General features: G+C 67.0%; 18 protein-coding genes. All 18 read right to left on the reverse strand.

Features of this window, described 5'->3' with window-relative positions; all coding sequences use genetic code 11:
* The coding region (locus tag ABZV91_RS15105) for an NAD-glutamate dehydrogenase domain-containing protein (RefSeq protein ID WP_355241167.1) at window positions 1–1,247 on the reverse strand (1,247 nt) is incomplete at its 3' end.
* A 219-nt stretch (window positions 1,248–1,466) separates the two neighbouring features.
* Window positions 1,467–2,315 (reverse strand): hypothetical protein, encoded by an 849-nt coding sequence (locus ABZV91_RS15110; protein WP_355241019.1) that lies wholly within the window; start codon window positions 2,313–2,315, stop codon window positions 1,467–1,469.
* Window positions 2,316–2,343: 28 nt separating this feature from the next.
* Window positions 2,344–3,471 (reverse strand): discoidin domain-containing protein, encoded by a 1,128-nt coding sequence (locus ABZV91_RS15115; RefSeq protein WP_355241022.1) that lies wholly within the window; start codon window positions 3,469–3,471, stop codon window positions 2,344–2,346.
* A gap of 108 nt (window positions 3,472–3,579) precedes the next feature.
* The gene (locus ABZV91_RS15120) at window positions 3,580–3,927 is read right to left on the reverse strand and encodes a helix-turn-helix transcriptional regulator (RefSeq protein WP_063062699.1); all 348 of its coding nucleotides are present in this window, start codon (window positions 3,925–3,927) and stop codon (window positions 3,580–3,582) included.
* Between the two features lie 23 nt (window positions 3,928–3,950).
* Window positions 3,951–5,678, reverse strand: a complete 1,728-nt coding sequence (gene eccE / locus ABZV91_RS15125) for a type VII secretion protein EccE (protein ID WP_355241025.1) — start codon at window positions 5,676–5,678, stop codon at window positions 3,951–3,953.
* Window positions 5,675–7,039, reverse strand: a complete 1,365-nt coding sequence (mycP, locus tag ABZV91_RS15130; RefSeq protein WP_355241028.1) for a type VII secretion-associated serine protease mycosin — start codon at window positions 7,037–7,039, stop codon at window positions 5,675–5,677. Before mycP ends, eccE begins: the two co-directional genes overlap by 4 nt.
* On the reverse strand, window positions 7,039–8,577 hold the full coding sequence (gene eccD / locus ABZV91_RS15135; RefSeq protein WP_355241030.1) for a type VII secretion integral membrane protein EccD: 1,539 nt from the start codon (window positions 8,575–8,577) through the stop codon (window positions 7,039–7,041). The genes mycP and eccD overlap by 1 nt, the downstream gene beginning before the upstream one ends.
* The gene (locus ABZV91_RS15140) at window positions 8,574–10,298 is read right to left on the reverse strand and encodes a MinD/ParA family protein (protein ID WP_355241033.1); all 1,725 of its coding nucleotides are present in this window, start codon (window positions 10,296–10,298) and stop codon (window positions 8,574–8,576) included. The genes eccD and ABZV91_RS15140 overlap by 4 nt, the downstream gene beginning before the upstream one ends.
* A 30-nt stretch (window positions 10,299–10,328) precedes the next feature.
* A complete protein-coding gene (locus ABZV91_RS15145; protein ID WP_355241036.1) occupies window positions 10,329–11,195 on the reverse strand; it encodes an ESX secretion-associated protein EspG in 867 nt (288 codons plus the stop codon).
* Between the two features lie 31 nt (window positions 11,196–11,226).
* Window positions 11,227–11,526 carry a hypothetical protein gene (locus tag ABZV91_RS15150; RefSeq protein WP_355241039.1) on the reverse strand — a complete coding sequence of 100 codons (300 nt, stop codon included), beginning with the start codon at window positions 11,524–11,526 and terminating at the stop codon, window positions 11,227–11,229.
* Between the two features lie 56 nt (window positions 11,527–11,582).
* Window positions 11,583–12,020, reverse strand: coding sequence for a WXG100 family type VII secretion target (locus ABZV91_RS15155; protein WP_355241042.1), 438 nt, complete (start codon window positions 12,018–12,020; stop codon window positions 11,583–11,585).
* A 38-nt stretch (window positions 12,021–12,058) separates the two neighbouring features.
* The gene (locus ABZV91_RS15160) at window positions 12,059–13,432 is read right to left on the reverse strand and encodes a PPE domain-containing protein (RefSeq protein WP_355241045.1); all 1,374 of its coding nucleotides are present in this window, start codon (window positions 13,430–13,432) and stop codon (window positions 12,059–12,061) included.
* Between the two features lie 28 nt (window positions 13,433–13,460).
* Window positions 13,461–13,796 (reverse strand): hypothetical protein, encoded by a 336-nt coding sequence (locus ABZV91_RS15165; protein ID WP_355241048.1) that lies wholly within the window; start codon window positions 13,794–13,796, stop codon window positions 13,461–13,463.
* Window positions 13,797–13,917: 121 nt separating this feature from the next.
* Window positions 13,918–17,931, reverse strand: a complete 4,014-nt coding sequence (eccCa, locus tag ABZV91_RS15170) for a type VII secretion protein EccCa (RefSeq protein ID WP_355241051.1) — start codon at window positions 17,929–17,931, stop codon at window positions 13,918–13,920.
* Entirely contained in the window at window positions 17,928–19,484 is a 1,557-nt protein-coding gene (eccB, locus tag ABZV91_RS15175; RefSeq protein WP_355241054.1) for a type VII secretion protein EccB, read from the reverse strand. Before eccB ends, eccCa begins: the two co-directional genes overlap by 4 nt.
* 101 nt (window positions 19,485–19,585) lie before the next feature.
* Window positions 19,586–21,343 (reverse strand): type VII secretion AAA-ATPase EccA, encoded by a 1,758-nt coding sequence (gene eccA, locus ABZV91_RS15180; protein ID WP_355241057.1) that lies wholly within the window; start codon window positions 21,341–21,343, stop codon window positions 19,586–19,588.
* Window positions 21,344–21,966: 623 nt separating this feature from the next.
* The gene (locus ABZV91_RS15185) at window positions 21,967–23,727 is read right to left on the reverse strand and encodes a hypothetical protein (protein WP_355241060.1); all 1,761 of its coding nucleotides are present in this window, start codon (window positions 23,725–23,727) and stop codon (window positions 21,967–21,969) included.
* Between the two features lie 15 nt (window positions 23,728–23,742).
* Window positions 23,743–24,711, reverse strand: a complete 969-nt coding sequence (locus ABZV91_RS15190; protein WP_355241063.1) for an NlpC/P60 family protein — start codon at window positions 24,709–24,711, stop codon at window positions 23,743–23,745.
* Window positions 24,712–24,948 lie beyond the last annotated feature (237 nt).

The raw sequence follows: 24,948 nt of genomic DNA on the forward strand, positions 1-24,948 counted from the left end.
TCCCCCAACCAGAACCCATACCGACCCGCGACATCGTTCGCGATATCGGAAAACGTCGCCGTACCCTTGTCCGCCGCCACCACCAAATAGGTGTCGTCACCATCACGACGCACCACCCGCTCCGGCGGGAGCACGGTTCCGGTGCCGTGTTCGACATTGTCGGTCAGGTCGAGCAGACCGGAAATGAAGGTCCGGTAGCAGGACACGCCCTCGGCGAACAGCGCCTGCCGGTCGGCGGCGGCGTCGCCGGTGGCGGCCGGCGGGCGTTTCACCACGAAACCACCCTTCGCACCCACCGGCACGATCACCGCGTTCTTCACCGCCTGGGCCTTCACCAGACCCAGGATCTCGGTCCGGAAATCCTCCAACCGATCAGACCACCGCAAACCACCACGCGCCACCGCACCGAACCGCAGATGCACACCCTCCACCCGCGGCGAATACACGAAGATCTCGTACTTCGGCCGCGGCTGCGGCAGCAGTGCGATGGACTGCGGATCGAATTTCAGGGAAAGGTGCGCGGGCGGTTCGCCCTCGCCGTCGCGGCGGAAATAGTTCGTGCGCAGGGTCGCGGTGACCACATCGAGCACCGCACGCAGCACCCGGTCGGTATCCAGGCTGACCACCGCGTCGATTTCGGCTTCCAGCCATTCCGCGATACCCGCGGCCGAATCCGCGTCGCCGTCGGGATCGAAATACGCCTCGAACAGGCGCACGAAACCGCGGGACATCTCCGGATTGGCCAGCAGCACGCGGGTGATACCGGCGGCGCCGTAGGAGAATCCGGCCTGCTTCAGATATTTCGCGTAGGCACGCAGCACCACGACCTGACGCCAGTGCAGGCCGGCCCGCAGAATCAATTCGTTGAGTGTGTCGACCTCGGCGACACCGAACCACATGGCTTCGAATGCCGCGGTGAATCGCTGGGCGATCCCCTGGGCGCCGGGACTTTCGGGCTGGTCGAGGTCTGCCTCCAGCTCGGGGTCCAGTTGGGTGCGTAGTACGGCCGACACCACACGTAAGCGGAAATCGTAGATCCAGTCCGAGCGGTCGCCGTCGGATTCCAGCTGATAGGGCCGTTCGTCCACGACCTCGACACCGAGGCTGTGCAGCACCGGGAGTACCCGGCTCAGCGAAACACCCTCACCCGCGGCGTAGAGCGTGAATCGCCACTCCCCCGGCGGCGCTTCGGCCGTGCGGTACAGCGCGGTCCGGAAACGCGCCGACCCCAGTTCGTCCGGATCAATCCGGAATCGCATCGGCGAAACTGTGTCCTGCATTGTCGTCACCGTAATCCGCGCCTTTCCGCTTCGGTTTCGAACTAACTCCACCTGGCACTCTACGCGTCTAATGTGCCGTTGTATAGCGGTACGTTACGCGCGTGTAACCATCACCGGATCCGGCGCGCCGGAAAGTAGGCACACCGATGAGACGTTCGCCACCACACGGCCCGCGGACGGCCCGCGCTACGGATGCAGCAACCCGGACCGGACCAGAAAGGTACGCGCGCCGGCGCTGTCGGTGAACGCGCCGGTATCCACCCGTAGGCCCGACTGCGTATCGGCGTACCAGATCGCCGCGGAAGAACTGATCGCCGCGAACACCTCACCGTCGGTGACGACGGTGCCGGCGGCCGCACGCCACTGCGCGATCGCCTGGGCCAGCGCACCGGGTGCGGCGGTCTGCACCTGGAAAGCCAGCTGCCGGCCCCCGGTGATCTCACCCATCAGCAACGGGCTCCCGGCGTCGAGTACACAACTCTGCACACCGTCCGTCTCGTCGTGGGGACGACACGAGGCGGACCGCAACGGAGCGGGTAGCGCGGAGAGCGCGTCGGTCGCCGCGGCCGGGCCGCCCGGCCCGAAGCCGGATGGGCCCGTGAGCGGCGGGCCTGCCAGAGTGCAGGACTTCACCATCAGGAAAGCGAGCACCAGCAGCACCGCCACCGCGATACCACCGGCCGCGCGCCATTGCCATTTCGGATGATGTTTCCGGACAACCGTTTCCGCTTCGTCGACCAGATGGGATCGGACGAACCCGAGCACACCGTGATGGTGCCGCGTGTGCGCGTGGTGTTCGGAGTCCCGATGCTCCGGCGCGGCCGTCCCGGGCGCGCTGTGGTGCCCGTGCTTTCCCGGCGCCGCGGCCCAGCCGCTCATCTCGGCTGGATGACCGGATGCCGCAGCGTGATGCACCGCCGGCGCCGCGGGCCCGTCGTGCCCGGTCGGCAGTCCGGGCAACGGCGCGCCGCAATTCGCGCATGCCGAGATACCGGCGGCCGCGGCATGCCCACAGTACTGGCATCGCACCGTCATCGCCGCACTCCGTCTCCCATGACCGGCCTCACTGCCCGGTAATCACGATCGAGGAGATGGCCACGGTATTGGCCGATGTGTCGCCGCTGGATTTCAGGACGGTGAGCGTGATCTCCGATGCTTCGATCGGCGGCTCGAGCTGCGTCACCACCAGCGACCGCTGGTCCAGCGTCTCCTGGGTATAGGTGGTCTTGTCTTCGTCGTTCAATTGGTAGGAGACACGGCTGACCGTGCGGAATTTTGTCCACTGATCGGTGCCGTCGGTGCCCACATGATCCCAGCCGGGGACAATGGCGATCGAATCGATCTGATACTTCTTCCCCAGATCGATCCGCAGCACCTGACCGTCGATCTTGTACGCACGGGGGCACGACCAGGCCTTGTCCGGTTCGCCGGAGAAAGCGTCCATACCGTCGGTGCCGCCGGACGGGCACTTCGACTCCGCCGACTCCGGTTCGATGGTGCCGCTACTGGCCTCCGCGGTGGTCTGGGGCAGCGGCTGGGTCGGCGCCGCAGTGACGGCCAGCGGCGTGGTGTTCGCCTCCTCCTTGCCCCCGGTCACCACCAGCAGCAGCACGATCACCAGGGCGACCACCGCCGCGACCGCCAGCGCGACCCGCGGTTTGCGCAGCTGCTCGGCGACCTCGCGGGCCATTTCCTGCGGGGACTGCCGGTCGGCTCGAGTGGCTTCGGGCGCGCTCGCCGGCCGGGCCTCGGCCTCGGGCGGAGCCGTCGAGTTCAATCGGTCCGCCACCCGCTCGGCATTGTCCGATGCGAACGACGAGTCCCGCGCGTCGGGCATCTGCCCACTGAGCAGTGCGTTGATCCGCTCGCTTGCCGAAGGCCCGGCCGTCGAGCGACGAGGCCGCGAGACCGCCGGGCCGGAATCGGGTTCGACCGGGGTCGAGCGCACACCCACCGGCGGTGGAGTCTCGTCGATATCAGCCGGCACGTCACGCGCCCTGGGCGCCGGGGCGAGTAACGATTCGTCGAAGGCGATTTCGGGAGCGGCCGGGACGGGGGCCGGCTCCGCTTCGGGTTCGGGGGACGCGTCGGGCGTGTCCCCCACGAGCCCGAAAGCCGGATCCGCCAGAAGCGCATCCAGGATCGCACCTCGATTGCGGAGAAAAACGTCTCCGGAATCCGCATCGGGCATAGCCGGAATGGTATCGGCTGGGAACCCACCAGCAAGGCGATCATTCCCACCACTGGGAGCCCGGCCGGGCCCGGTGGGCCGGTCGGGCTACCTCCGCCGTGACCCGGCTCAGCGAGTCTTCTCTGCCGTCACGAAGTACTCGGGCGGTACATCGAACACCCGAGCCAGCGCGATGATCAGATCGAGTCGCGGGATGGCGTCACCGTGGATCAACCGGTACAGACCGGACTGCGAAACCGGTACATCCGGATAGGCCAGTTCCAGGTGCTGGGCAAGCGAATACAAGGTCAGCCCACGGGTCGAGCCGTCTTCGGTGGACACGACAGATTCGGCGATCAGTTCCGACAGCCGGCTGGAGAAGATCGCCGCGGCGGCCTGCCGTGGTGTCTGCTCTTGCGCGCCGTCCGGGTTGTCGAATCTGCCATTGTCAAATTCGGGATCCGCTACCACGGTCATCGAGATTACCTGCTCTGTCCTACTCACCGGGCCGGATATCCCTGAGGTCGGGTCACGGGGACGGTCCGTTCGGAATTGCCGTACGGCGGGGCCACCGTCGGCGGCCGATCGCTGTGATCGAGGTAGCGGGTCTCGCCCCGTGGTTCCACCAGGTTCACCCGGACCGTGCGCATCGGGATCCGTACATCCAGCTGAGCCTCCCCGACCTGTTCGATCGACAGATCCACCGAACCGCGGCGAGGGCTTCCCGGATCGCTGATCGAGACGGTGGTCGGCGCCGCGGATGCCTGCGGCGGCAGTTGGTCGAAGACCGAGATGGTGGCGCCTACGCCCGGCTCCTCTTCGCCCGCCTCGACCAACCGCAGCGATCGTGCGTCACCGACCGCGCTCACCAGGTGCTGCCAACGCTGGGGCCGACTGGTGTGGACCTCGATATCGGCGCCGACCACGGTCGCGCGCAGCACCAGCTGCTGCGCGACGGGCAGCAGCGCCTGGACATCGACCGTGCGGCGACGCGGGTTGTAGGGGGCGGGATCGAAGAGTGGCATGGCCAGCTGATGGCGCGTCTGGCCGCTGATCGCGCCCAGGATCTGTCCGTTGGGCCCGATCGGGACGGTGAGCCTCGCACCCAGCTCTTCGGGCGCCTCGTCGACGGTGTGCTCGTCCCGGGTCAACTCGCGTAGCGAGACTCCGGTCGGCAGGGTCGAACGGAGCGCCACCGACTGACGGCCGGGAAGCCGGCGCAGATAGTCGGGCAGCGCGTCGGTCATGGCCGGGCCGATATAGCGGACGACGGCGCGGGGCCGGTCGGTTCCGGAAAGGCTGACCACGAGCGTGGTGCGCCCGCTGTTCCAGGTCCAGCAGTCGTCGAGACCGGACTCGTCGAGCTCGGTCCAGTCGATTCCGAAACTCGTGACGAAACGCCCGGGCACCGAGGTCTTCAGACGGTCCCACTGTTCGGTCAGATCACCGAGTTCGACACCGGAATGCAACAGCCGGGTCGCATCCAGCAGGGCCGCAGCCGGAAGCGGATGAGCCGACACGCCCCGTTCACGCAACCGGCCGGCGATCCGGTGCGCCGCCGTGGCCAGGGTGCGCGGTGCCACCACCGCACAGGGCCCGCGTTTGGCCAGGGCCCGGAGATTGCGTTCCTGATCCAGCCGGAGAACCAGCCAGGTCAGCCGGTTCCCGACTACCGGATGGGACCCGATCAGCTGGTCGTAGAGCATGCTGTAGCTGCCGGCCGCCCGCACCCGTTGCCCGGTGGTCACGATATCGATATCGATATCGATGCCGTAATGGTCGAGCATCGGTAGCAGGCTCTCCACCGAGACGGTGTCCTCGGTGTAGATGGTCTGTTCGGCGATCACCGTCGGCAGGTCGAGATTCGGCGCCAACTGGATCATGGCGACCAGCACGTCGCCGTCCTCCGCGATTCCGCACAGACCGGCGGCGACATCGATATCGCGTACCGGAAGCGGCGCGGTGAGCAGCACCGCCCGGCCCGACCTGCCGGTCCGGAAGTCGAGCCAATCGATGAACCAACGCATGGGCGTCCGTCCCCGAATCCGGACGACGACCATCAGCAGCAATCCGGCGACGATCGACGCGGCGCCCCACAGTGGTAGATACGCGGACAATCCGGCCATCACCACACTGCCTCCGATCGCCACCACTGCGAACGGGCCGCGTTCAACCCCGGCGACCCGGCGGTCCGGGGCACGTACGGCCCGTTCCGCGGTAATCGTCACTGCCGCTGCCTCCGCCACGAGTTCACACCGTAGGTTGTCGCCGCGCCGATCAGCACCGCCGCCGTGATCACGATCGCCGCGGTGATACCGGGTTTGGCGTCCGGTGCCCGGGGCGGCGGCGGCAGTTCGAGCGGCCCGGCCTGGAACAGGCCCTCCGGTGGTTCGGGCGGCACCCGGTAGCTCAGCGCCGCGACCGGATCGATCACCCCCGCACCCACCGTGTTGTCGATGCCGCGGGCCGGGGCGTGTGCGCTGGCGGTCAGCCGGGCGGTGATCTCCGCGGGGGTCTCGTTCGGAAACCGCGAGCGCACCAGCGCCGCGACACCGGCGGTGTACGCCGCGGCGAAGGAGGAACCACCGACGGGGCCGAGTTTGTCGGGTGGCCCGACGCCGTTGACCAGTCCGGTCGATCCAGGCCCCAGCGATTCGATGCCGGTGCCGGGCGCGGCGACGGAGACCCAAGGACCCATCAAGGACTTATCGGTGACCCCTCCGTACGCGGTCGTGTATCCCACCGTCAACACGGACTCGCTGAAAACCCCAGGAAGCGAAGCTGTTTTGACGTACTTCCAGTTCCTCGGGTCGCCGGGCCGCCCGGGATCGAAGCCCGGATTCTGGGAGCAACCCATCGTCTCGGCATTACCGGCACCGGCCACGATGAGTGATCCGCGGGTGTGCACGGCGTAGCCGACCGCCTCGGCCAGGACTCCCAGATCGACGCCCGAATCCACCGCCAGGCATATCGGCAGCGGGACCGCGATGATACCCGCGCCCAGATTCGCGGCGTGGGTGATCGCGCGCGACAGAGTGCGCACTTCCAGCGCGAGCCGCTCCCGCTGATCGGCCATGCCGCGATCCACTCGGAACGCGGCGGATCGATAGCGGATGGAAATGATCCGCGCGTCAGGCGCGACGCCGGTGAAGCCGTCCGCGGGATCGGCCGTACCGCCGATTATCCCGGCGATCAAGGTGCCGTGCGCATCGCAATCCTGGAGGCCGTCGCCACCGGCCGCGACGTAGTCACCACCGGCCACCACATTGGGCAGCCGCGGATGCGGAGAGACGCCGGTATCCACGACGGCGACGGTCACTCCGAGACCCCGGCTGAGGGTTCGGGCGTCGGCCAGGTTCAAGGCCAGTTCCGAGGGCGGTGTCCGGGAGACATCTGTGTCCTTGAGAACGCCGGTCGCCAGGCAACCGCTGTCCTGCTTGGTCGGTACTTCCGGTGCAGGCGGGCCGTCCGGCGGTGCCACGCCGACGACCACCTCGGGCGGTACGAGGGCAGCCGCCGGGGCCGCCGCGGCGCCCAGTACCACCGCGGCCAGGGCCGCCACGGCTGCCCTGCTCGAACGAAGGCCCATCAGATCCCTCGCATGGCGGTGTACACGCCCATGATCCAGATGGCGATCACCGGCACCACGAGGATCAGCGCGTACTCGATGAGATCGGTGATCCGGCGAGTGACCGGGGTCAGTCGCTTTCCGGGCAGGCGCAGCGCCGCGGCCAGCGCGCCGCATGCGATCAACGCGACCACCAGCACGACGGCGAGCCGCGCGAACGATGTTTCGTACGCGGTTACGAGTACGGCCGCGACACCGAGCACGGTGACCGCGGAGCCGAGCACCAAGGCGATCGCCTGCACTCGGTCGGGGTACCACCGCGACCGCATGGCCAGAATTCCCGCCACCGCACCCGCCATCACGATCTCCCGGATCCCGCCCGGGCTGACCGCCGCGCAGATCACCGTGGCCACCGACAGCAACCCGGAGACGGCCACGATGAGCCCCCGCAGGCTGGTGACCGCGAGCCGCGCCCGGCTCTCGATGCCCGCCTCCGCGGTGCGCCGCGACTCTTCCGCGGCCGCGGCGTCCGCGGCGTCCTGCTCCACATCGCGGTGGGTTTCCGCGTCGAAGATATCGGTCAGGGTCGCCGGGTTCACCTCGTTGCCCGGGTCGGGCAGGTCCGGGGGCCGGATCTTGGCGATGACCACCGCGATCCGTGGCGCCGTGGTGAGCAGTATGAGCCCCACGAAGACCGCGGCACCCGCTACCTGCCGGGTCACCAGGTCGAAGTAGGCCAGCGGCAGCACGACAGCGGTCACCACGATGCCGAGCACGGCAATGCTCATCAGGGTGGCGATACCACTGCCGGTCAACCGCATCATGGCCATGGCGGCCACCGCGGTGACGACCGCGCCGGCCACGATATTGGCCGGCGCGAACGGCCCGGGCTCGCCGTAGGCGGGCGGAACCAGCATGGCGCTACCCGCGAAGAGCAGCGGGATCGCGGCCAGTCCCGCACCCAGCGAGATCCGGCGGGCCGCCCCGCTACCGCGAATGGCCACCGCCGCCGTCCAGCACAGCGCGCCGAGCAGCAGCGCGGGCAGGCCACACCACAGCAGGGAACCGGACTCGGTCCATGCCCAGGACAGCATGGACGCCAGCCCGACCGATCCGGCACCGAAGACACCCAGCCCCACGATCGCGGCGGTATCGGCATCGAACTCGGCGAATTCGCGTTCGTTGATCAGCGCCAGCGCGTCGGTGATGTCCTCGACCACCGGGGTGAAGACCTCCGAGGACTCCACCGGCGCCAGCATGAGCACCGTTCCGTCGACAATGTCGTGATCACCGAGGCTGCGCCAGCGCGGAATAGGCGGCTCGCCCGGCCGCGCGAGGCTCCACTGACCGTGCGGCGGAGTGAAATCGACCTCCTCGTCACCGATCGCGTTGGCGAGTACCGCGACGAGGTCGTCGATGAAGGTCTCGACGGTGAACTTGGTCGGCACGACCACATCCACCTGGTAGGTGGCGACCATGACGGCGATCCGCGCCCGCGCCACCTCCGCCGGTGCGGCGTCGCCGGACGGGGCCGTCGGCGCCGTCTGCACAGACGTCACCGCATACCTCCGAGGTCGCCGCCGGAGGGCTCCGCGACATAACCGGGGAAATCGTCGGCCAGGCCGGCCGCCAAGTTCTCGAAGGCCAGCGCGGTCTCCCTGTCCAACATGCGCAGATCGATCTCGCCGCCTTCGGCGAGATGGGGATCGAACGGGATCTGAACGGTGGGCCGTTGCGCGGAGGCGAACAGCTTCTCGATGGCCTCGATGTCCACGGTGGGCTTCACGGGATGCTGCCGCACGATGGCCACCATGGAGGCCGCGATCAGATGGTCGAAGCCGTGCGAACTCAACCAGTTCAGGGTCGCGACGGCACCGGTCACCCCGCCGACGGTCGCGGGTGTCACGACCACCACCGCGTCGCTGGTACGCAGCACAGTGTTGGTCGACGAATCGAGCACACCGGTTCCACAGTCGACCACGAGCAGATTGTAATGGCGACGCAGGATTTCCACACCGGCCTGATACTCGGCCCCGGTCAACGCCTCCCCCGCGTCCGTACTCCAGGGCGATGCCACCACAGCGAGGTCGGCCGCATTGACGGCCGTGTAGGAGTGCACGGCCGAGAACGAATCCAGACGACCGCCGGCCTGCGCGAGGTCACGCAGGGTGAGACCGAACTGGTGGCGCGTGGTGCGGCTGGACAGATCGCCGAAATCCGGGTTCGCGTCGATGGCGATCACCCGGTCCGGCCGCAGCTTGGCGAAGGTGGATCCGAGCCCGGCAGCGGTCGTGGTCCGGCCGACGCCGCCCTTCACGCTCACCACCGCGATCTGGTATGGCGCGGTGAGCTGCCTGCGGATGCGTGTGCGCCGGTTCTCGGCCTCCTGTTCGGCCGGTGAGAGGCCCAGGTTGAAACCGACCTTGTTCAGCGCGCCACGGACGCCTTTACTGGAGCGCAGGTGCGCCTGGCGTACCGCCGCGATCTCGGCGAGTAGTTCCGCGGAGGCCAGGGCGGGCGGCAGCACCTCGATACGGCCGGTGGTGTCATAGGCCGGGCGGTGTATCCGGTCCGGCACCCGGGACGCGTCGGCGGTCTGACGCGTAGCCGCGGGTTGAGCATCCGAGGCCGGGGAGTAGCCGGTATAGGACGGCTGTGGCGCGGCGTACCCGGCCGCGGTGGTGGAGTAACCGGTCGTAGGCGCGGATTGCGTGGGCGCGGCATACGACGGCGGCGCCGGCGGAGGCGCTTCCGCCCCCGGCGGCGGGTTCCATGCGCTCGTCGCGGCCGCACCGTTTTCCGGCGGTGCGGCCGGGGCTCCGCCGGACGGAGACGGCGCCTCTACACCGTGGACACCCTGCTGCTGCCGGCGCGCGATGGCCTGCTGCTCCTCGATGGCGGCCTGCTGATGAGCGGTTGCCGCGCGCTGTCGCAGATCGGCGAGTTCGCCGTCGTACGCAGAGGTCGCCTCGGGCGGGAGTCCGGGGGGGTGCGGCGGCACCACCGCGGCCTGCGGGGCACCGGCCGGTGGCGGTTCGGCCGACGGCCGGGGCACCGGCGGATGCGGTACGGCCGAACTCATGTGATCGGTCCCCGATTCCGGTGCTGTGGTCGGCTCGGCCACGACCGCCGCCGATGAGATTTCAGGAGGACCGGCAGTACTCGCGGCCGCGGCCGCTCCACCACCGGGGTGTGCGTCGAGCTGTGCGAAGTAGGCGTCGTAACCGCCTTTGGCGAGCGCGGAGGTCGCGTCGCCATTCGTTGTCGGTGCCCGGTTCATCTCACCGTCCTCTCATCCAGCACTGGCACGTCAACCGGTACGTGCGATATCGAACCAGCTACGGCCGGGCAGCAACTCGGCCAGAGTGTTGATACCACTACGCAGGGCAGCGTGGTCGCCCGGCCGGAAGGTCGACCGGGTCCGGCCGTCCAACGTGACGCTCGGTGTGATCACGAACCGCCCGGAAAACGTATCCAGTACGTTCATACAGATTGTGAAGTCGGGTGTTTCAGGTCCGCCGTCCCGGTGTTCCATCATGAGGACCTCGGCCTGGCGGACGATCTCGCCCAGAGCCCGGGTGAGCACGTTCGCGGTACGCGGGGAGGCGCCCAGTTCACGCAGGCCCGCCCGCACCCCGTCCGTGTCCTCGGGCGGCTCGGCGTCCACGGGATCGCTGTCGGCGCGGGTGAACGGGTCGAAATCGAGGACCGGGTAGTCACCGAGGATCGATTCCAGTACCGCGGTGAGCGTATCCAGCTGTCGGCCCTGGTGGAAAACCGACTGGATGATGATCTCGTCGTCACAGCGCACGGCAAGAACGTGCTGTTCCCCGCTGCGGACCAGCGAGGCACGCAGCATGGTCGGAGTTTCCCCACCGCGGCCGTTGTCGAGCACTCGGATGGCCAGCTCGGTATCCGGACGATTCAGGCACCGGAGCCAACCGGCGACCACCGGATCCACCTCGCCATCGGTGATGATTCCATCCGCGGCGAGTTGTTCCGCGACCACCGCCCGGACTCGGTCGCGGTCGGAGATTCGGTAGACGTTCGGCATGATCGCCAGGACCAATGGATATGTGTCGATGCCGACCATGTCTTTCAGGACAAGGGCGGCATCGACGTTCAGATCCACCGATACCGGATCGCCGGATTCCACCTCCGCCGATGTTGTGCCCACCGGCGTATGTTCGGTCAAACCACCACTCGCCTCAGAGGAGGTTCTGGAACATACCGGCGACTGCGGTGTCCGCATCACCGATCAACGTCGCGGCGTGGTTCGTTGCCTTGTCGAGATCGGTGATACTGCCCGAGAAACTATCGAGCCGCGCCCCCAGCTGATCGGCCACTTCCTTGTAGATCGTGGCACCCGAACCCCGGAAACTGTCCATCAGTTCGTCCCGCATCCGGGACAGCTCGCCCAAGCTGTCCTGCAGCGCTGAAACAACAGTCTTGGACTGGGTCAGAGCTGCTTCGATCTCGGCCCTGTCGGTAAAAATTGGCATGCTCATTGCATTGAGCCTTTCGAATTGATGTTGAGAAAGAAGTCGGAGGATGGAAGATTCGGTCAGGGGTTAGCGGGCGTATCCACCCAATCCACCCTCGCCTTCGACGGACCCACAACGCTTTCCTGTGTAGCGGAGTTCCATGCTCCGTCTGCGGCGGCCGGGCTGTAGACCCCATCGGCGGCCTCTCCCATATTGCCCTGGATACCCTGGATCGCTTGCCGAGCAGCCTGATCGTCCTCGCCGAACTTCGAACTCGCCGAAACAATCTGCGCCATGACACTTTCCATGTATTGCGCGACCCCGGAACCGGTGGAATGAACGTTACCGAACGCATTGTATACAGCCTGACCGGCATTGCCCTTGAATGCGGCCTCCAGAATGCCCTGAACGCCGGTAAGCCGCTTCAGGTTTGTTTCCAGACCCTGCAGCGGACCGTCCATCTTCTTGGCAATGGCGACCAGGTCGTCGGGATTCGCCTGTGTTACCGAGCTAGCCATGGTGTTCTCCCTTTCGATGTTCAGTGAACCCGGTCAACTCACCGGGCGTTGTACCCATTCTCCGGCTCGTTCTCTTCATCGAGCCGGTCCAGTACTCCCACGAGTGAGGAGTCCATGAGCAATTCGGTATCGGGTTCGTCGTCCTCGTATTCGATGACACCGATCACCGGCGGCCGTTCGAGCTCCGGGACCTCGAATTGCTCGCCCGGAGTGAAGACCTTCCCCGTTCGCTTTTCCTCCTCCCGGCGGCGGCGCCGCATCCGCGCGGTGGGCGCGGAGACCCGCCGCGCCGCACCGCGGGCCGACGCGGCCGACGACGCGGCGGGATTGGATGCGCCGAAAGCGGTACCCGCGGCGGGGTTCCAATTGCCCGGCAACCGGAAACCCGTTGCCGCACCGGCCATGGAACCGATACCCCCGCGGGCCAATCCGAAGCCGGCCAGCGCACCACCACCACCGAGGGCGGCCAGCGTCGAGGACTCCGAGGAAACGCCCAACAGGGGACTCGAATACGACGACTCCGTACCGTAGCCGGAGGATCCGGATTCGGATCCGATCGCCTGCTGAGGATCGGCGAGCGACTGCTGTTCCGGGCCCGGCGGTCCAGGGTCGGTCCCGTCCCCGCCGGGGCCCGAATCGGAACCACCCGAATTCGAATTTCCCGCGTCCGTCCCGTTCTGCCCGGCATCGGTAGTCGTCGACTCGTTCCCGGGATAGTACGAGCTGTCGGGCCCCTTGGTGATCAGGTCTTGTAGCGGTCCGACCGCGTCGTGCCCCACCGGTGGTACCGACCCGGCGCTCGGTAGCACGATAGGCGGAGGCGGCGTGAACGAGACCGCCACGCTGACGAGATCGACGAGCAGACTCAGTGCTCCGATTTCGTAACCCATCATGGTCGCGGCGGCCTGCAGCTTGAGACGGTTGTACTCGATCTCGGCCATGGCGTGCCAGGCACTCGCCGCACCGAAAACCAAGAGGGCGGCGGCGGAGGCCGGCCCGGCTCCGGCGGAGGCGACCGTACCGGATGTTGTCATCAAGGCAGCCGACGCGGCCAACTGCGCGATGGCCGCTTCGATTTCGAACCGCGACGGCATCGCCCCCAGGGCGCTGTTGTGCAGCTGCGCCCCCTGATCGGCCAGCTGGGCGATCTTCGAGGCGTTCGCCGCCTGCACACGTACCCACTCGTTGTGCTTGCCGAATGCGGTCCGCGCACGCTGGGAACTCACTCCACGCGGCCACGCGACGCCCATGTCTCTGATCAGGCCGTCCGTATTGGAAGCCGTGGATTCGAGCGCGCTGTCGATCGCCGAGTAGGCGCGTGCGGCATTGGTCAGTGGTGCGGCACCGGCCCCGGAATCGATCAGATCTCGATTCTGCAGCGGCTCCAGGGCGAAATATTCGAAAAACGGCATAGCATCCCTGCTCCGAACCGGTTATCGATCAGCTGCCGAACACCCGGCTCGCAACACCATTGCCGACCGCCGACACTCCCGCGCCGCCGGCAACATCGGTGGACTCGAAGGTCACCGATACGGGGCCGAGGCTGGACCCGAAAAGACCACTTTCGGCATTGCAGGCCGCGAGGTAAGCGTTCATCACGACATCGACGACACCGAGACCTGCCGTCATGTAGAACCCCGGCGCACAGGCAACCGAGGGTTCCGGCACCGTATAGGGCGCCACCGATTGCAGGAAGGAGGCCAGGCTGGCGCCCTGGGCATTCACCGCGGCACCGATCGCCGGAAGCTCCGCAGGGTTGACTTCGAAGGGGATCATCGAGAACTCCGATCGATAAGCGTCCGCGCCCGTTGCCGGTCGTCGCAACAGAGCAATACATAATGTACGCTAAGCCATCCCCATTCATGGGGAGTCCCGGTGAACGGCCACCGGACGGCGGTCACTCGGGGATCCAGGCGGACTGCACGAGATCCTTGGTCGAGGTCAGCGGCTCCACCAGAATCCCCCGGCCCACCGGTTGTTTGGTGGGCTTCACATCGCCGATGAGCATACCGTCCATCTTCGTCCCATCCATGATCAAACCCGAGGAGTTCAGGTTCTTCACCTGTCCCAGGACGGTGTCGTACATGGCCGAGTCCGCCTGTGCGATATTGCGGGCAGCGATCAGGTGGAACCCGGTGTCGCGGCCATCGACGATGAGTTCGCGCAGCGAGTCGAGCGGGTTCACCTGCCCGCGCTGGGCAACCATATGGTAGTCGTCCACAACCACGAAGATCTCCGGCCCACCCCACCAGGACCGCTCTTTGAGCTGCTGAGAGGTCACCCCATCCGGAGGCCGGCGCGCGCGAATTTTCTCCGCCACGAACGGTAAATTTTCCACTACATCGCGGGCGCTGGTCAGATAACCGATCAACTGCTCATCGGGTACCGCGTCCATATGCTGGCGACGGTAATCGATAAGAAGCACGCGGGCCTCGTCCTTCGTGAACCGGGTGCGGATGGATTCCAGTAGCGCCCCCAGTACGGTCGATTTTCCGCAACCGGTCGACCCGAGGATCACGAAATGAGTGGAGACGCCGAAGTCGATGACGGCCGGCCCCAGATCGGATTCGCGGACACCGAACGGAACCGCCAGGCGTTCGGCAGAATTCGTGGGCTGCGGAACCCGGGCCAGGATCTGCGACATCGTCACCTGGGCCGGCAGCAACCGGACCTCGGGCGCCTGCCTGCCCGCATAGGTCGCGCTCACCTGGGTTATCGCCGCACTCAGCCCCGCGGCCGCCGTCTCCGCCTCACCGTTACCGTCGAGGCGGGGCAGCGCGGTGAGCATATGGAGGGCGTCGGTCGAGACACAGCGGCCGGGACGGTTCGGCGGCACCGCGGCCACCACGGCACGGTGGGCGCCGAACACGGTATCGGTGAGGTCGCCGAGACGCATTTCCAGGCGCGTCTGGATCAGATCCTTGAGCTGGGGCCGGATCGCCGCCCAGCGGGAACTGCTGATCACCAGGTGTACACCGTAATTGAGGCCCTGCAGCGCGACGGTCTCCATGGTCGGCATGTACTCGTCGTAGTACGGGCCGTTGAGGGCGAATCCGATGTCCCAGCCGTCCACAACGACGAAAACATCGCCGTGCTCGTCTCCGTAGGACGACAATTCGGCCGAGCCCTCGGGAGTGTTCCGGCGCCGCCGGAATTCACGCATGGAATCGATCCCCAGGTGGTCGAACAGCGCCTGCCGCGATGAGATCAGATTGCGGATCAGGGCGAAGGTCCGCCGGATCCGGTCCACATCGCGGGCGGAGGCCACCGAGCCCACATGCGGCAGTGCGCGCATCGCGGACAGGCCGCCGGAGAAGTCGAAGCAGTAGAACTGCGCCTGTTCCGGCGTATGGGTCAGCGCAGCCGACAGGATGAGCGTCTGTAGCGCCGTGGATTTACCGGACTGCGGGCCGCCCACGACCGCGACATGGCCGCCCGCGCCCGAGAGATCCACCGACCAGACGTCCTGGCGCTGCTGGCGCGGTCTGTCGATGATCGCCCACGGCAGCACGAGCGTGCCGGGTTCGGCCGCGGCGGTCAGCCTGTCCAGCGTGGGCGGAACACCCAGCGGCGGCAGCCACATCTTGTGGGCCGGGCGGCCGTGCCGCGCGAACTGCTGCAGCACCGTCTCCATCACGCTCACCGGTTCGCTGTCGGTTTCCTCCGGTTCGGGCTCGCGCACAGCAGCCGCCGCCACCGGCGCGGGCCGGGCTTCGGCGATAAAGGCGGCCGTGAACCGTTGCGGTGGTTTGTATCCGCCGCCGGGCCGGCGAGCGCGCTGCGCACTGGAACTGGAGGCCTGGGCAGGCGGGGTATACGGCCCACCGACATAAGCCGCTTGGAATCGCTGCAGATCGCCCGCGCCCACCCGGAGATACCCGGAACCCGGCTTCTTCGGCAGGTGGTACGCATCCGCGGTGCCGATGGCATCACGCGAGTCGCTGGTCTGATTGGTGCGCAGCGCGATCCGGTAGGACAGATGCGCTTCCAGCTCACCCATGCGGTTGGCCGGCACCTTCTGTGAGGACAGCAGCAGGTGGATCCGCAGCGAGCGGCCCAGACGGCCGATCGCGACGAACAGCTTCGAGAAGCTCGGATGCTGCTCCAGCAGTTCGGCGAACTCGTCGAGAATGATCATCAGCGTGGGCAACGGCTCCAGCCGGGCACCCTGCTCCCGCGCCTTCTCGTAGTCGGCGACGCTGGCGAAGTTGCCCGCGTCGCGCAGGATGCGCTGACGACGGGCCATCTCGCCGTTGATCACGTCTTCCATACGGGTGACGAGATCGGCCTCCTCCTCCATGTTGGTGACGACCGCGGTCACATGGGAGAGCCGGTCGAAACCGAGGAAGGTCGCACCACCCTTGAAGTCGACGAGCAGCAGGTTCAGCACGTCGGGGGAATGCTCGGCGACCGCGGAGAGCACCAGGGTGCGCAGGAACTCCGATTTACCGGAACCCGTGGCACCGATGCACATTCCGTGTGGGCCCATGCCCTCCTCGGCGGATTCCTTGATGTCCAGGTGCACCACCTGACCGGTCGGGTCGTGACCGAACGGGATGTTCAGCCGGTTGCGGTCGGCGTCGCGGCGCACCGGCCACTGCCGGTCCACCCGGATATTGCCCGGATCGGATATACCGACCAGGTCTTCCCACGAGGTGCTACCACTGGCCTGCTCGGCGGCCACCGCCTCCACCACGCTGGACAGCCGATAGGGGGACAGCGTCCGCGCCACCGCGGTGACCTGCGGGATCGACATATTGTCGGCAGTGCCGACCAACCGGCTGCCGCGCGGGGTGAGTTCCTGGAGAGTGCGGTCCGCGGAAACGGCGAACCGCAGCGACCGTGGCAGCGACTGCTCGGACTCGCCGAGCCGCAGCCAGGTGCAGCCGTCGATACCGGAGATGTCGCGATCGGTGTTCGCACCACCGGATTCCACGATCAGCACGTAATGCGATTTGTCCAGCGCCGGCTCGTTGTTCGCGGAGAACGGGCCGCGGTTGAGCCCCGCGAGTACCTTCGTCCGCAATTCGGCCACCGTCCGATACACCATACGGCTCGAGCCGACAGCGTCGGTTTCCGCGGGATGCTGGGTATGTGGCAGCCATTTCAACCAGGCCCACTGCGGGTCGTCCGGATTGTTGAGCACCGCCGCCACCGCGACCTGGTCCGGTCCGTGCAGGACGACGATCTCGGCCACCATGGCCCGGATCAGACCTGCCACCGCGTCGGCGTCACCGTCGAGGCCGACCAGCGGCGCGGACAACAGATTGATCGCCACCGGCATGCCGCCGACGGTCGAATAGGCCTTCGCGAACCGAGTCAGCTCCACCACGCCGACGGGGTCCAGGTCCGAGGTGGGCGCCGCCTCCGGGACGATGACCCGGACCTGGTTAGCGATCCGCCCCCGGCCCATCCGCACGCGCAGGAACTGCGGGTTGGCAACCTGTACCTCCCACATCCGCTTACCGCCGACAAGGCGGCCCAGACCGGCCGGCCCGGGATGGGTGTAGGAGAGATAGTCGTAGAGCTCGGTTTCGGCCTCGTGCACCGTTTTCCGGTTATCGGTGATCGAGCGCAGATAATCCTTGCGTTCCTCGTTCAACCCCGCCGCGGTGCTGTTCGTTCCGCCGCCACCACCCAGCTGGCCGCCGAGCATGCCGAACATCGACACGATCATCATCATGGGGAACATCAGCATCATCGGCGACATGGCACGGCCGCCGGAGAACATCATCACCATCATGCCGACCATGGCGCACACCATGATCACGGGCATGATCATCTTGATCTTGGACATCGGCACCGGCCGGGGCAGCTCGGTCGGCGGCTGCAGCCGCAACTCGGTGACAGCGGGAGCCTTGGGCCCGCGCACCATCCGGGCCGGACGGACGAAACGGCGCGTCGCGGTCATTTGTTCCCCGTCATCTGCGCACCTGTCATATTCGGTGGGATCCCGTCGTGTTGGATCATGGCGTCGCCGACCGAGAGCGCCGGGCCCACGGCGAAGAGCGAGACTATGCTCCACGGCGCCGGGACCGGGTCACGCAGCGCCAGTGCCGTGAGCGACGGATCCTTCCCGCCGCCGGCCTTCAGGTCCGCATCGATGCCATAGCGGACACCACTGTCGGATATCCAAAACAGCGATTCACGCAGTGGCGAGCCGGGTTCGGCGCCGGTGACCTGCACGAATTTTCCGGTCGTGCGGGGTAGATAAGCGTAGTCAGCGGTCGTGCCGCCCGAGTACGGGGCAGTCACCAACCCGACGGTGCGGCCCTGCTCCTCTTTCGTGAGCGGGAGTTGCCGACCGAACAGCAACCGGGTGTGCGCGTCCGGATCGGTGCCGGTCCGCTCCCAGTGATAGCAGGTGATCAGGTCGCGAATGGGATCGAGGATTTCGACCGATTCGGCCGGATAAGTCGCGGTACCCGGCCAATCACCGGGACGTAGGTTGGCGGCCGCCACATCGGGTCCGATCGTTGTCGTAGCCACCGCACCATGTGAGTTCGCGTTGCGCACGATGGACGCCAGCACCCCGCTGACACGTACCAGCCCGGAATTGGACACCAGATAATAGATGGCCGGTTGATTCGGCGTCGCGACCGTGACGATGGACCCGACCACCGCATCGAGTGCCGGTTTCAGGGTCGTGGGCGTACCGGCGCCGGGGACATCCGGGACCCGGATCGGGGCGACCTCGGGTATCGCTCCCAGCAGCCCGGGCGAAGCGGCGGCCACTTGGGCGCCGGTGTCGATCCCGAGGGCCAGCATCACCGGTGAATCGGCGAGATTGATCTCGGCGCGCACCACGCCCTGTTCCGGATCGGAGTACACGAGCCAGGTCGCATCCTCACCGCGTAGCAGCCGGGCCTCACGGCCGCTCAGTTCGTGAACGGCATCGTCGTCGACGGTGAGCGGGCCGGCGATGGCGGTGGTGAGCACCGCCGAACGCGACAGTGTGGGCAGGCCGGTATCTTGATCGACCGGTGCCGCGGCACCGGTTCGGGCGGTGTCACAGACCGTCCATTCGGAATCCTTCTCCGCCTCGTCGTTGATCTGCCCGGGCGCACCGGGAATACCGACCCACGGGCCACGCGGATACTTCGCGAGCTCGGACTGCGATACTTCCACCGGCTTGGCCGGCTGTCCCACGATCAGCCGCGCGGAGGTGAGGTTGAGGGCGGGATGCAGGCGTTCACCGAGCTTGACATACAGCGCACCGCTGTCCTTCTCCGCGAGGATCGGCGAGTCTCCCACCGGCTTTGCCGGTTTGAAGAACGCCAGCACCGCGGCTCCGGCGATGCCCACGCAGGCCAGCGCGACCCCGACCGCAAGGGCGGTGGACCGGCCGCGGGAAGGATCGTCGATCATCGAGGCGTCGCGACGGACCAGGGCGTGCTCGATCCGGTGTAGCAGAAACCGCCAACCCGAAACCTGGTGCTTGGTCACCACCCGGAAGCGTGCCACCGGTATACGTTCCTTCCGCCGACCTCGGCCACAACCTAGCGCGCACGCCCGAACCGACCAATCCCCAGAATTGGGAACAGTCGGCGGGGTGGTAGCGGGCGCTATTTTCCGACGGGCGCCAACCCCTGGAGCGCGGCGGTGATATCGAAGGCGTCGATGGTCATCAGCTCTTCGTCGGTGAGCGCCGCGATATCCACATTGTCGCGGGTGAACCGGAAGTCTCGTTCCGCCTCCGCGGCCTCCACGACATTGCGAACGAACCGCCCGTTACCGGCGAGATCGATGAGGCGGCGGCCATTCCTGCTCTCCTCCGACATCGTCGTGCACCGGTCGCGCAGTACCTCCCGAGCTTGATCCGACAGGATCGAATCCTTCTTACCGGCGATATGGTCGGCGATCTGGACGAGCTCGTCCGGATCGTAGCTCGGGAACCGGACGCGCTTGGTGAAACGCGACGACAGACCTTCGTTCGACTGCAGGAACCGATCGATCTCGGCCTCGTAGCCGGCAATGATCACGACCAGCTTGCTCCGGTCGTTCTCCATCCGGGCCAGCAGCGTATCGACCGCTTCCTTGCCGAAGGCGTCACCACCGGACAGGCCCTCCTGGATCAGGGTGTATGCCTCGTCGATGAAGAGCACGCCGCCCAACGCGGAGTCGATCAGCGCATTGGTTTTGGGCGCGGTGTGACCGAGATGGGTACCGACCATATCGTTGCGTGATGCCTCGATGACCTCGGCGTTCTCCACCACGCCGAGACCGGCGAAAATCTTGGCGATAACCCGGGCGATGGTGGTCTTACCCGTGCCGGGAGGCCCGGAGAAGATGAGGTGGTTGGACCGGGAATCGACCGCGAGACCGCGCTTGGCCCGGACCTGGTCCATCAGCACACCGGATTTCAGCCGGTCCACCTGCTCTTTGACCGAGTCCATGCCGATCTGCGATTGCAGCAGGTTGGATGCCTCTTCGAGCAGTTCGTCGCGTTCGGCCTTGGCCGCGCTCGCCGCCACCTCGGCGGGATCGTCACCAGATTTGGGATCCCAGATATCGGTGCGGGAGGCGATCACCGCCGGAGTGGTGACCTCCAAACGGAAGTTCTTGTCCCGCACCGCCTGTTGCCAGTCGGCTCGACTGGGCCACAGACCCGATCCCTGCAGGCCTTTGAGGATCTTGTCGGCCGCGTCGTGATCGCCGTTGTGCCGCAGGATCATGCCGAGCAGATAGTGGGCATCGGCCCAGATGTAGGACAGGCTCCCGGACTGACTGTCCTCCACGATCCGCTGAGCCCGCGGCAACGCCTCCCCGAACCTGCCGAGATGCGCCAGCGCGCTGGCCGCCATCAGTTCGGCGGCGATATCGAGCAGACCATCCTCGAGGACTGTTTTCGCGGCCCGCGCGGTGAGGACATCGGGCCAGCGCCCGGTCCGGTAGAACAGGGCGATCCGGGCGAAATCGGCGACATCGTCACCACGCACCTCGTCCAGAATCGCGGCAGCTTCCTGCCATTCACCCCCGTCGGCATACGCACACGCCTGCGCGATGGCGATCTGATCGCGATCGGCCATCGCCACACGCAGGCCGAAGACACCGATCTCGACCTGACACCACAGCGCCCTGTCCACCAGACCGGCCCGCTGCTGATCGCGATAGAGGTTGTGCGAGGAGCGGTAAGCGCCGTAGATGACCTCGGACGTAACCTCCCCTGCCATGGCTCGCCCCAGCCATGCGTCGCACATATCCGGATCGATATCGGTGGCCGCTGTGAACGCGGCACGGGCATGCTCCTCGTTGCGCACCCCACCGGCGACCAATCCCAAACTCTGCACGCCCGTGTAGAACGCGTCTTCGGCCGCTGACACCTCGGACATCCCTTCCGCCGACCCTCGTCTGCTGGCAGGGTAAGCCACCCGGGGGCGGGGATAGACATCGGGCATTTCCCGGCGCTGGGAAGTGGAGTCGCGACACGAAGGCGCCGGTCGAGTATCCGGCACCCCGATCGGGCGGCCGCGCGAGTGCGAACGACAATACGGATGAATGTCGCAAATCCGCGCGACACGCCTTACATCAACCAACGAGCCGTAATCCAGCGATAAATACTAGTCGGTTTCGTACCGCACCCCTTGGACGAAACAACCGAAAACCAGCATGAGGCATGCACCTCACGACGCGGGTCGTCAACCGAAACAGGTTGACAGGGCCGGTGTTGGATACGCCTGCTCCGGTTACGACCAGCAATCCACTCGCGATCTGAAGTCGGACAAAATTCCCGCTCCTGAAAATAGTGCCGTTGTTGAACGGCACGATAAATGTGGCTATAGTTGACCGCGGGTCACCAGTTCCCTCATCCCTGATGACCTCACCCGCGGCGGCCGGTGGAAACAGCGAGCCATCGGCCGCCGCTCCCGAATTCGATCGACCGAAACCTAGATCGCGCACCGCGGGGAACCCTCGGCCCGGGCGGCACGAAGCCGTGCCGAGCTGATCACCCGCGCGGCGGCGGACCCTCGTCCACGGGAACCGGCGCGGACACCACCGGCGCCGCGGCCTCCGGCCGGTGCGCTCGGTCCGCCGATTCCCGTGCGGCGCCGCCCTTCCCTTCGGTGCCGCCCTTCCCTTCGGTGCCGCCCTTTCCGTTCCCGTCGGCCGACACCACGGGCGGTGGCGCCTCCCCCTCCGCCGCCACTGCGGAAACCGCGGGCTCGGACGGTTTACCCCACGGCGTACGCGCCGGTGCGGACGCCGCGGCCGGTCGCGCCGACCACGGGTTCTGCAGGGCAGACCGACGCCGTCGACCGCCCGCGGTACGGCCCGGCTTGTCACCGTCGGCCGCGCGGCGGCGACCGCGTCCACCGGGTGCGGTGTTCCCGGAGCCGGCGGGCGCTCCGCCCGGAGTGGCTGTCTGACGATTCCATGGGCTGGCGGGGGCACCGCCGCTTCCGGTCGGAGCACTCCCGCTCGGATCACCGACTCGGCCGGGCTGGACACTCGTGGCTTCCGCGTCACGGGCCGAATCCGCACCACCCGAACCGCCACCCTGTGACGGCGATTGCTCGGCCGACCCCCCCGCTCCGTCCAGCATCGCGCCCACCGTATCGTTCGCGGACCCCGTCGACAGCCGCGCAGCATCCGGTTCCTGGCCGCCCACGACCGCCGGGCGTTCCCCCCGGGCCTGCGCCGATTGCGTGTCGACCGCCGGACTCTCGTCGGTGCGACCCGCGATCCGCGCGTCCCCGGCCGCCTGCCCCGGTCCGGTGGCAGCGCTCGTGTCCGGGCCACCGCTCTGACCGCCCGCGGATGAGCCCGGCGCACTCTGCGGTGTGGTTTCCGCCGGGGACCGGTGATCGGCAGGCGCTCCGACCGCCTGGTCCGGCGCCGCACCGGCCGTGGTCCCGGGTGTCCAGTTCTGCGGCGTCGCAGCACTTTCCTGCGGAGCGGGCTGCCGATCCGGTACACCGACGACCGGGGAGCTCGCGGGTCCGGCCGACTGGGTCACCGGAGCACTCACACCGGGGAGACCGACCGGCGTCGTGAAGTCGAGTGCCGCGACACCGGTGGCGAACTTCTCCGCGTGCTTCATGATGTCGTCGGCGTGATCGTCGAGGACTTGGGCGTAGCGGCGGACCTCATCGGGATCTATGTACACGACATCTTTTTTGCCGGGGTCGACGCCCAGCAGGTCGGCCGCGGTGTTGTAGACCACGCCGTTGATCATGTCCGCGACCGCATCCTCCAGCGGCTCGATGGCCTTACCGAGTACCTCGGCCACGATGTAGCCGATGAGCATCTCCTCCATGGCCTTGATCAGGCGCCGGGCCGCGAGTGAAATGGACTGACTCAGCGCCACAGAGGCCCCCGACGTCACCACGGTGGCCGCCATCGCCCCGGCGTAGGCGGCGGCCAGCACCGCGAGCTCGGTCAGTACCACGACCTTCACCACGGTGATCACCTCGGCCGCGATCTCCAGCGCCTGGGCCACTGCCCGGCACAACTCGTCCAGCCTCTCCATATGTGACGAACTCAAGCTCGCCCAGGACGCCACCAGCGCGCGATACGACTGCCCCTGATACACCGATCCCATCTCGGTGATCGCGCCGGTCGCCGCATCGTGGGTCCCGGCTACCTCGTCGGCGAAGGTACGGACGTGACCGGCCAGCTCCCGAACCTGGTCCTCGTTGATATCCGGATACGGGACCCCGATGAAGTTCAGGAACATCGCCACTTCGTGTGGTATCTCGATAGCCAAAGGCGAGAGTTCCGCTCAGACGACTCGTACCACGACAGCACTGGCCGGCATGGGCGAATAGGTGACCGTTGCACCCGAATAGGGCGCCTCGATCACCATACCGTTGCCGGCGGCGAGCTGAACATGTTCAGGACCGCGGGAGCTGAACGACGACGCCGGGAACACCAGATCCCCGGCCCGCACCGGCTCCTTGCTGGTATCGATTCGTTCACCGGCGTAGATTTGATCGTAGGTGGTCCGCGGGAGGACGACCTCGCCGTTCGTGGCTTGCGCGATGGCGTACTGGGTTAGCCCGGAGCAGTCGAAACCGCCCCCGCTGGGCCCGCCCGCGCCGCCACCACCCCAGATGTAGGGCAGGCCGAGCGCGCCGTCGGCGGCCTGCGCGGCCCGCCCACCTCGGGTCTTGTCCCAATTCCGACGTATACCGCGGCGGGCTGGCTGATTCGCGACCTGTTGCCCGGACACCATGCGGGGTCGCCGTCGCCGCCTTTTCCGGGGCGGGGACGCCGCTTTTCGGTTGCGCTCGGCGAGCGCCACCGGCGGCATTATCTGAGCCGCCTGTCTGCGTGCCGCGTCGATATCGGCGTTCACCTGCCTGGTCGCGTTTGTGATGGTCTGTTGAGCCGAATCGAGTAGGGCCGGCCCGCTGAATCGGGTGTCGGCAATGGTGGTGATGGCCTGGATTCTCGTTTGGAGGTCGGAGATCTGACTGCTCAATATCCCGCGCCCGTTGAGCGTTCCGGCTCCCGACTCGCCGACCGTCGTCGTGACGACGCCGTCCCGGCCGTACTGAGTGTCGAGCACCGTACGCTGGATTCCCAGCGCGTCACCGTAGCCGCGGGCACCCCCGCCGGACAGCCTGGACAGGTCCGCCGCCATGGTTTGCGCGAGCATGGTGGACGCGCGCTCGGACGGCTGTCCGGCCCCGTACAACCCCAGCAGCTCGCGCAACACACCGTGCACATCATCGGTCAGTGCCGGCATACGATCAGCTCGCCATCGCTCATCGCACCGACTTACCTCTCTGCCCCAGCACCCCGGGCAATTCCTCGGCAATCAAGCCTTTGTTGTCCGTTCGACTATGCGACAACACACCGATGAACGGCATTCCTCCTATTCCCATCTCTAGGAAGACAACACAATGAAGAAGACATCACGGGAGGCGACGACAGCGGATGGATACAGCGACGGCAGACGCGGATATCGACACCCCCGGAACGG

Origin of the sequence: Nocardia sp. NPDC004568 (assembly GCF_040609955.1) — a bacterium.
In the GTDB taxonomy this organism is placed as follows: Bacteria; Actinomycetota; Actinomycetes; order Mycobacteriales; family Mycobacteriaceae; genus Nocardia.

Excerpts from the sequence above, each read along its gene's own strand:
- ABZV91_RS15110 (WP_355241019.1), bottom strand. The coding sequence starts at position 2,315 with ATGACGGTGCGATGCCAGTACTGTGGGCATGCCGCGGCCGCCGGTATC.
- ABZV91_RS15115 (WP_355241022.1), bottom strand. The coding sequence starts at position 3,471 with ATGCCCGATGCGGATTCCGGAGACGTTTTTCTCCGCAATCGAGGTGCG.
- ABZV91_RS15120 (WP_063062699.1), bottom strand. The coding sequence starts at position 3,927 with ATGACCGTGGTAGCGGATCCCGAATTTGACAATGGCAGATTCGACAAC.
- mycP (WP_355241028.1), bottom strand. The coding sequence starts at position 7,039 with ATGGGCCTTCGTTCGAGCAGGGCAGCCGTGGCGGCCCTGGCCGCGGTG.
- ABZV91_RS15140 (WP_355241033.1), bottom strand. The coding sequence starts at position 10,298 with ATGAACCGGGCACCGACAACGAATGGCGACGCGACCTCCGCGCTCGCC.
- ABZV91_RS15150 (WP_355241039.1), bottom strand. The coding sequence starts at position 11,526 with ATGAGCATGCCAATTTTTACCGACAGGGCCGAGATCGAAGCAGCTCTG.
- ABZV91_RS15155 (WP_355241042.1), bottom strand. The coding sequence starts at position 12,020 with ATGGCTAGCTCGGTAACACAGGCGAATCCCGACGACCTGGTCGCCATT.
- ABZV91_RS15160 (WP_355241045.1), bottom strand. The coding sequence starts at position 13,432 with ATGCCGTTTTTCGAATATTTCGCCCTGGAGCCGCTGCAGAATCGAGAT.
- ABZV91_RS15165 (WP_355241048.1), bottom strand. The coding sequence starts at position 13,796 with ATGATCCCCTTCGAAGTCAACCCTGCGGAGCTTCCGGCGATCGGTGCC.
- eccCa (WP_355241051.1), bottom strand. The coding sequence starts at position 17,931 with ATGACCGCGACGCGCCGTTTCGTCCGTCCGGCCCGGATGGTGCGCGGG.
- ABZV91_RS15190 (WP_355241063.1), bottom strand. The coding sequence starts at position 24,711 with ATGCCGGCACTGACCGATGATGTGCACGGTGTGTTGCGCGAGCTGCTG.